We start from the raw sequence: 8,134 nt of genomic DNA, 5'->3' as shown, positions 1-8,134 counted from the left end.
GCCGATGACGAAGGTCTCGAAGGTGTACTTCGGGTTGAGTCGCGACTCGCCGCTCGGTGTCGCGGCGGGGCCGGCCGCGGAGGGTCCCATGTCGGGCGAGGTCGTCGACAGGTCGACAGGGGGATTTGTCGACATGGCGACTTGTCGATCCGTCGCCTCGTCGGGTGCGGGCTCCTCGCGCGGGCGGTCGAAGACCGGCGGTACGTCGAAGGTGCCGTAGGACGGGGGCGTCTCGTAGGTCGTGCCGTAGTCCGGGCCGGCGTCGTACGACGACGGGGTCGCCTCGTGCCCGAGGTCGTGGCGCAGGGAGCTGTCGACCGTGACCGCGAGCTGGACGTCGTGGCCGAAGCGCTCGCTCAGGGCGTCCTCGAGCTCGCCGCGCAGACGGCCCTCGAGGCGCTTGCGGGTGAAGTCGTCGGGGACGGCGACGATCGCGGTGGTGCCGTGCAGGGTGACCGGGCGGCTGGCCTGGAGCCAGGCGCGCTGGTGGGTCTGGAGCTCGCCGACGACGGTGGTCCACTCCTGGACCAGCCGGGCGGTGGCGGGATCGACGGGCGGGGTGTCCGGGGCCCCCGGGCCGGGGTCGCTCGCGCTGGTCTCGTCCTGGGGCTGATCCGGGTTGCCGGTCACGCCTCTCCCTCTCGCTCGTGCGTCTCCCCGCGGGCCGGACCGCGCCGCTCCCGACACTGGCTCCACAGGTTTGTCCACAGGTTGTGAACTCTTGCATCATCGGGTCGACAATGCCGAACCGAGACCCGTGTCGCACCCCTGCATGTCGACCGTTTCCGCAGGTCAGGAGCCCTTTCCCGGAGAGGAGAGGGACCGTGCTGCGGCGGTGGTCGACCGCGAGGGCCGGCACGGGTGGGGGAATCCCGGATCCGTCGAACCTAACCGCCCGGATGCCGGTGATCAACCCGCTATCCACAGGTTGTGACCGGGTCCTGTGTGATTGCCCGGGGAGCGCGCGTCGTACGGCGTCGCAGCGCTCGTCGGTTTGACCCCTGATCGAGCGTCCGCGTACCGTTGATTGGTCAACCGGTGTCGACCGGTGCCGCATGTCCACGACGCCCCGGTCATCTCCGGACCTCGTGGCTGCGCGGTGCTGGCCGACGTGCTGTGCGGCTCCCGATCGGAGCGCGCTCCCGGCTGCCGGAGGACCCTTCCCGACATCTGCATCATCCTGAGAGGCCGATCGTGAGCAAGCGGACGTACCAGCCCAACAACCGTCGTCGCCACAAGGTGCACGGTTTCCGACTGCGCATGCGCACCCGCGCCGGTCGCGCCATTCTGGCGAACCGTCGCCGAAAGGGCCGCTCGAGCCTGTCCGTCTGAGGACGGACCAGCGTGTCCGCCCAGCGGTTCCCGTGGGGCTGACGTGCTCGCTCCCGACCACCGGCTGCGCGAACCGGACCTGTTCCGGGCCGCCAGCCGTCATGGTCGCCGTGCCGGCTCGCGCACCCTCGTCGTCCACCTGCTGCTCCCTGAGGAGCGGCAGGCTGTCGGCGTGTCCGCGCTCCCGCCCGCACGGGTGGGCTTCGTGGTCAGTAAGGCCGTCGGCAACGCGGTCGTCCGCAACCGCGTGAAGCGGCGCCTGCGTCACGCCGTCCGCCCCACGCTCGAGGGGCTCCCCCCGGGTGCGGTGCTGGTGGTGCGGGCACAGGCAGCGGCCGCGACCGCGTCGTACCCGGAACTGGTGGGCGAGCTGGCGCGTTGTCTGGACCGGGTGGTGGGCCCGAAGCCCGCGCACCTGCAGGAGGCGCGATGAAGTGGCTGCTCGTCGGCCTGGTGCGCGCCTACCAGCTGGTCCTCAGCCCTCTGCTGGGCCCGACCTGCCGCTACTACCCGTCGTGTTCGGCGTACGCCGTCGAGGCGCTGCAGACGCACGGCGCGGTCAAGGGCACCTGGCTGGCTGCGCGCCGCCTGCTGCGCTGCCACCCGTGGTCCCCCGGCGGCGTCGACCACGTCCCGCCGCGACGCGGCCACACGCGCGACGAGCACTCCCCTTCGCGCCCTGAGCGCGACCCCGACCACCTGCCGGCGTCCGTCGGCGGTCCCGACTCCCAGCAAGGAGCCTGATCCGTGGGTTTCATCGGCGACATCGGCCACTTCATCATGGTGCCGCTGTACTACATCATCTCGGCGGTGCTCATCGGCTGGCACGAGCTGTTCAGCCTGTTCCTCGACGCCGACGGCGGTCTGTCCTGGGCGCTGTCGATCATCGGCCTGACCCTGGTCATCCGGGCGGCGCTGATCCCGCTCTTCGTCAAGCAGATCAAGTCCAGCCGCAACATGCAGCTGCTGCAGCCCAAGGTGAAGGAGCTGCAGAAGAAGTACGGCCACGATCGGCAGAAGCTGGCCGAGGAGACGATGAAGCTCTACAAGGACGCGGGCACCAACCCGTTCGCGTCCTGCCTGCCGATCCTGCTGCAGATGCCCATCTTCTTCGCGCTGTTCCGCCTGCTCGACCAGGCCGCGAAGACGGGCAAGCCGCACGGCTTCCTCGACGCCGAGCGCGCCCAGCAGTTCGGCCAGGCCGACATCTTCGGCAAGATCCCGATCGCCGACTCCTTCTGGGGCGCGCGCACGTGGGGCGAGGACCCCAACGGCCTGGTCATGGGCGTGGCCCTCTTCCTCGTCCTGGCGATGACCGCCACCACCTTCTTCACCCAGCGCCAGCTGATGGCCAAGAACATGCCGGCCGAGGCGATGAGCGGCCCGTACGCACAGCAGCAGAAGATGCTGCTCTACATCCTCCCGGTGGCCTTCGGCCTCGGCGGTGTCGCGTTCCCGATCGGCGTCCTCCTCTACTGGACGACCTCGAACCTGTGGACGATGGGCCAGCAGTTCTACGTCATCCGCAACAACCCCGCGCCCGGCACGCCCGCGTTCACCGCCAAGCAGGAGCGCGACAAGGCGAAGGCGAAGCGGCACGGGCACACCGTGACCGACACCGTCGCGACCGAGACCGCCCCTGCGCCCGCGCCCGAGAAGCGGCCCAGCACGCGCCAGCAGCCCAAGCGGCAGACCCGCTCGCAGCGCAAGAGCACGCCGAAGGCGGGCGGCGCGAGCGCCACCGCCGGCGACGGCACCACGAACCGATCGGCCGAATGGGACAAGTACGACCCCGAGGCCGGAACCGAGACGAACGAGGGAGACACCAAGTGAGCGCCGAGACCGAGACCGAGTTCCCCGCCGACGCGGAGGAGGCGGTGAGCGCCACCGACGACGTCGACACCGACGGCGACATCGAGGACATCGACGACACCGAGAACACCGAGGACGAGGCCCCCGCGGGCGGCACCGACCGCGTCTCGCGCCTCGAGCGTGAGGGCGACATCGCGGCCGACTACCTCGAGGAGCTCCTCGACATCGCCGACCTGGACGGCGACCTCGACATCGACGTGGAGGCCGACCGGGCCGCCGTGTCGATCGTCGGCGCCGACCTGAGCCAGCTCGTCGGCCGGGACGGGAAGGTCCTCGAGGCGCTGCAGGAGCTCACCCGGCTGGCGGTCTACCGGGAGACCGGTGAGCGCTCGCGGCTGATGCTCGACATCTCGGGCTACCGCGCCGACAAGCGCACCCGGCTGACCCAGCTGGGCGCCGAGACCGCGGCCGAGGTGGCGAAGTCCGGCGAGCCCGTCTCGCTGGAGCCGATGTCCCCGTTCGAGCGCAAGATCGTGCACGACGCGGTCGCCGCCGCCGGCCTCCGGTCCGAGTCCGCCGGTGTCGAGCCGCGGCGCTACGTCGTCGTCCTGCCGGCCTGATCGAACCGCTGACGGCGGCCGAGCGCACCGACGCCGAGCCGCCGAGCACCGCATCGCTCGGCCCGTCCGGGCCGATGTTTCACGTGAAACGGGGAGAGGGGGAATCATGAGCGACGGACTTCCCCCTCCCCCGGCGGTCCTGGCGGAGGTCTTCCCCGCCGCGCGCACCGATCTCGTGCTGGCGTACGCCGAGCTGCTGGCGACCGACGGTGTCGTCCGTGGCCTCATCGGCCCCCGCGAGACGCCCCGCCTCTGGGAGCGCCACCTGATCAACTGCGGCCTGATGGCCGCCGCCCTGCCCGCCGACGCCACCCTTGCTGACGTCGGGTCCGGAGCGGGTCTGCCCGGCCTGGTTCTCGCGATCGCCCGCCCTGATGTGCAGGTGACGCTGATCGAGCCCCTGCTGCGCCGGACCACCTTCCTCGAGGAGGCCGTCGAGCGACTCGGCCTCGACAATGTCGTCGTCACCCGCGGACGCGCCGAGGCCGTCCACGGCGTCGCGACCTTCGACGTGGTGACCGCGCGCGCGGTCGCCGCCCTCGACAAGCTCGCCGCCTGGTGCATGCCGCTGGTGGCTCCGCACGGCGCGCTCCTGGCCATGAAGGGCAGCAGCGCGGCCGACGAGGTCGCCGCGGCCGAGGACCAGTGCCGGCGACTCGGCTGTGCGCCGGCCGTCATCGAGGAGCTGGGCGCGGACCTCGCCACCCGGGGCGAGATCGAGCCGATCCGCGTCGTCCGTCTGACGTGGGCCGATCCGGCCCCCGTATCGTTGCCGCTTCGTGGCCAGCGCGATCCTCGGGATCGCCGCACGGCCCCGTCGCGAAGGAAGAGGAGGAAGTCGTGAGCGACTCGTTGGGTCCTGGTTCCGGGTTTTCCACCGGTCCGGAGGCCGCCGCTGAGCGTGAGTCTCCACAGATCGCCCCTAGTTATCCACAGGCGGGGCCGGGTGACGGCGCACGAGCCGAGCCCTCGGTTTCACGTGAAACAGAGTTGGCGACGGCGCCGGTTTCACGTGAAACACCGTCTGGAGCATCGGCTCCTCTGACCGCGGCGCAGCTCGCCGAGCGGGCCGCCGGCTTCGAGGACGACCTGACCCCGCTCGCCCGCGCCGCCCAGGCGACCGTGATGGTGCGCGCCGGCATCCCCCAGGAGCAGCTCAGCCGTCCGTCCGAGACCAGGGTGTTCGTGGTCGCCAACCAGAAGGGCGGGGTCGGCAAGACCACGTCGACGGTGAACCTCGCCGCCGCGCTGACCCAGCTGGGCCAGCGGGTCCTCGTCATCGACCTGGACCCGCAGGGCAACGCGTCGACGGCACTCAACATCGAGCACCGGCAGGGCACCCCGTCGTCGTACGAGCTCCTCGTCGACGGCGTCGCGATCGCCGAGATCTCCCAGCCCTGCCCCGACGCCGCCGGCCTGTGGGTGGTCCCGGCCACCATCGACCTCGCCGGCGCCGAGATCGAGCTGGTCAGCGTCGTGGCCCGCGAGCAGCGGCTGAAGAAGGCGCTCGACGCCCACCCGCGCATCGGCACCGCCGAGGCCGTGGGCGAGGAGCGCTTCGACTACGTCTTCATCGACTGCCCGCCCTCGCTCGGCCTGCTCACCCTCAACGCCCTCGTCGCGGGGGCGGAGATGCTCATCCCGATCCAGGCCGAGTACTACGCGCTCGAGGGTCTCGGCCAGCTCCTCGCCACCGTGGACATGGTGCGGGCCCACCTCAACCCGGAGCTGGCGGTGTCGACGATCGTGCTGACGATGTACGACGCCCGCACCCGCCTCGCGGCCGGAGTGGCGTCCGAGGTGCGCGAGCACTTCGGCGACCAGGTGCTCAAGACGGCCATCCCCCGCTCGGTGCGGGTGTCCGAGGCGCCGTCGTACGCCCAGACCGTGATGACCTACGATCCGGGCTCGCCCGGCGCGCTGAGCTACCTCGAGGCAGCGCGCGAGATCGTCGCCCGAGGGAGCCTCTCGTGACCGCCAACCCACCCCGCCGGGGCCTCGGCCGCGGCCTCGGCTCGCTGATCCCGACCGCTCCCCCGCCGCCGGCGGACGCCGGTCGTCCGGACCCGGTGAACGGCGGAGTTGTCAACCACGGCGTCCAGAATCCAGACTTTGGCGCTGGAGACAATTCCAGCGCATCGGCGGACCCCAGGTCCACCGACCCCGCGAACGGCGCTCAGAGCGCCGATTCGGCTCTGCGGCCCGTCGACGGGGCCTACTTCGCCGAACTGCCGGTCGAGCAGATCGCGCCCAACGCGGTCAACCCGCGGACCGTCTTCGACGAGGAGGCGATGGCCGAGCTGGTCCACTCCATCAAGGAGATCGGCCTCCTGCAGCCCGTCGTCGTCCGCCGGACCGGCCCTGAGGCCTACGAGCTGGTCATGGGCGAGCGCCGGTGGCGTGCGACGCAGCAGGCGGGGCTCGCCACCATCCCGGCGATCGTCCGCGAGACCGACGACACCGACATGCTGCGCGACGCGCTGCTGGAGAACCTGCACCGCAGCAACCTCAACCCGCTCGAGGAGGCGGCCGCCTACCAGCAGCTGCTCGAGGACTTCTCCTGCACGCACGACGAGCTGGCCCAGCGGATCGGCCGGTCGCGTCCGCAGATCAGCAACACCCTGCGCCTTCTCCGGCTCTCCCCCGCGGTGCAGCGGCGGGTCGCGGCGGGCGTGCTGTCCGCCGGACACGCCCGGGCCCTGCTCGGGGTCGGCGACGCGGATCAGCAGGACCGGTTGGCCCAGCGGGTCGTCGCCGAGGGGATCTCGGTGCGGGGCCTGGAGGAGATCGTCGCGGTCGGCGACGGCACCGGGGCTGCGCCGGCCCGGCCGCGGCGCGCGAAGCCGCAGGCGCCCGGTCTGGGCGAGCTGTCCGAGCGGCTGGGCGACCGGCTCGAGACGCGGGTGAAGATCGACCTCGGCAAGGCCAAGGGGAAGATCAGCATCGAGTTCGCCAACACCGGTGACCTGCAGCGCATCGTGGACCTGATCGACCCGCGCAACCGCGACGACCGCCCGATCTGAGCGCCCAGTGGCATGGCTCCGCTGAGCGTCGCGGGCCGGGTCGGGTCTCTATGTCGACAAAGCGACTTGTCGAGAAGGCGACATATCGCTAGGTCGATCTGAGGGTCGCCCTATGCGGCAGGACGGAAGAAGCTCACGCCGGGCAGAGCGGCGTCGGCGCCGACACCGATGTCGTCTTGAACCGTGACGACCGTGTCCCCCACGACGCGGATCAGCGAGGACACCTCATAGCCGTCCGGCAAGGCCCAGGTGTGCAGCACCTCGCCCGTGTCGGGATCGAGGCGCACGAGCGTCGAGGCGTCGGCGGTGGCGGCCGACGCGGCGTACAGCAAGCCGTCCTCGCCGAGGGTGAGGTCCTGCACGGTGTAGACGTCGATGTTCGAGCCGTCGTCGGGAGGAGCGGGGGCGACGGTGCGCCAGATCAGGTCCCCGGTGGTGAGGTCGTAGGCCTCGATCGCGCGGAAGCCGTACCGGCGCCGGGCGCTGTCGGCGCTCACGTAGAGCACCCCGTCGCCGACCAGGAACTCCGGGCGAGGCAGCACGGGCGACGTGGCCGACACCTTCCGTCCGGCCGGGATGACCGCCGGATGGGGCACGGCGCCGGAGTCGTCCGGAACGCCGAGCCCGGTGGCACCGCCCTTGAGGTCGATCAGGCGTAGCCCTCCGGGATGCAGACCCCGCAGCTCGTTGTGTCCGGGCAGCTTGGCATGGGCGGCCCCCAACGGGGTGCTGTCGTTCTTCTTGACCTGCCACGCCTGGGTCAGGGTCGGTCCGTCCGCCGCGATGTCGTACCCCACCACCTCATCGTTCGCCTCGTCGCGCCGCGCGAACGCGACGATCAGCTGATCGCCACCGGGGGTGGAGGTGATCGCGCTGACGCGGTCGAGGCTGTGCGCGTCCTCGGCGAAACCGAGCGCCTCCTCGTCGAGCACGACGACCGGTGCGCCGTCGGCCGAGATGTAGCCGATCGTGCTGAAGCCCGCGAACCACAGCCGCTCCCCCACGCGGGTGGTGCCGACGACGTGGTCCGCGTGGTCGATCATCTCGGTGAACTCGCCGTCGAAGACCGACTCGTCGCTGAGGAGCTCGCCCGTTGCGGCGTCGTAGGCGACGACCTCACCGCAGGACTGCGACAGGAACAGCACGACGACGTCGTCGGGGGTGATGGCCGGCGGGTAGCAGGCACTGATGCCGTAGTCGTCCCGGCGCAGGGTGACCGACCATGCCTCCCCGAGGTCGGTACGACGATGGCCGCGCAGCACGTGGTCGCCGGCGAGGGTCACCAGGTGGTCGTCGGTCCACACGAGCCCGGGGTGAACCTCGTGCCCGATGTCGTCCTCGCCGTCC

At 71.3% G+C, this 8,134-nt stretch carries 9 protein-coding genes and 1 pseudogene; 8 read left to right on the top strand and 2 right to left on the bottom strand.

From position 1 onward, the window contains the following. Positions 1-630, bottom strand: a pseudogene (locus FHP29_RS22755) (hypothetical protein); the annotation flags it as partial. Between the two features lie 564 nt (positions 631-1,194). Here FHP29_RS22755 and rpmH point away from each other — a divergent pair. From rpmH to FHP29_RS14315, 8 genes are all read left to right on the top strand, one after another. Continuing rightward, positions 1,195-1,332 (top strand): 50S ribosomal protein L34, encoded by a 138-nt coding sequence (gene rpmH / locus FHP29_RS14350; RefSeq protein ID WP_075018668.1) that lies wholly within the window; start codon positions 1,195-1,197, stop codon positions 1,330-1,332. A gap of 43 nt (positions 1,333-1,375) precedes the next feature. Continuing rightward, positions 1,376-1,765 (top strand): ribonuclease P protein component, encoded by a 390-nt coding sequence (rnpA, locus tag FHP29_RS14345; protein ID WP_139623548.1) that lies wholly within the window; start codon positions 1,376-1,378, stop codon positions 1,763-1,765. Next, a complete protein-coding gene (gene yidD / locus FHP29_RS14340) occupies positions 1,762-2,076 on the top strand; it encodes a membrane protein insertion efficiency factor YidD (RefSeq protein WP_139623547.1) in 315 nt (104 codons plus the stop codon). Before rnpA ends, yidD begins: the two co-directional genes overlap by 4 nt. A gap of 3 nt (positions 2,077-2,079) precedes the next feature. Continuing rightward, a complete protein-coding gene (gene yidC, locus FHP29_RS14335; RefSeq protein ID WP_139623546.1) occupies positions 2,080-3,165 on the top strand; it encodes a membrane protein insertase YidC in 1,086 nt (361 codons plus the stop codon). After that, complete coding sequence (locus FHP29_RS14330; protein ID WP_205014124.1) at positions 3,162-3,764, top strand: Jag family protein; 603 nt, start codon at positions 3,162-3,164, stop codon at positions 3,762-3,764. Before yidC ends, FHP29_RS14330 begins: the two co-directional genes overlap by 4 nt. A gap of 106 nt (positions 3,765-3,870) precedes the next feature. Further along, on the top strand, positions 3,871-4,608 hold the full coding sequence (rsmG, locus tag FHP29_RS14325) for a 16S rRNA (guanine(527)-N(7))-methyltransferase RsmG (RefSeq protein ID WP_139623544.1): 738 nt from the start codon (positions 3,871-3,873) through the stop codon (positions 4,606-4,608). A gap of 146 nt (positions 4,609-4,754) precedes the next feature. Next, positions 4,755-5,738 carry a ParA family protein gene (locus FHP29_RS14320; RefSeq protein ID WP_420813423.1) on the top strand — a complete coding sequence of 328 codons (984 nt, stop codon included), beginning with the start codon at positions 4,755-4,757 and terminating at the stop codon, positions 5,736-5,738. Beyond that, the gene (locus FHP29_RS14315; protein WP_139623543.1) at positions 5,735-6,787 is read left to right on the top strand and encodes a ParB/RepB/Spo0J family partition protein; all 1,053 of its coding nucleotides are present in this window, start codon (positions 5,735-5,737) and stop codon (positions 6,785-6,787) included. The genes FHP29_RS14320 and FHP29_RS14315 overlap by 4 nt, the downstream gene beginning before the upstream one ends. A gap of 110 nt (positions 6,788-6,897) precedes the next feature. On the opposite strand, the gene FHP29_RS14310 is transcribed toward FHP29_RS14315, so the two are convergent. Continuing rightward, on the bottom strand, positions 6,898-8,134 hold a 1,237-nt coding region (locus FHP29_RS14310; protein ID WP_158296572.1), incomplete at its 5' end, for a hypothetical protein.

Origin of the sequence: Nocardioides albidus, assembly GCF_006335005.1 — a bacterium.
Lineage (GTDB): Bacteria > Actinomycetota > Actinomycetes > Propionibacteriales > Nocardioidaceae > Nocardioides > Nocardioides albidus.
The sequence above is the reverse complement of the archived record's forward strand: the minus strand, read 5'-3'. Positions and strand labels throughout refer to the sequence as shown.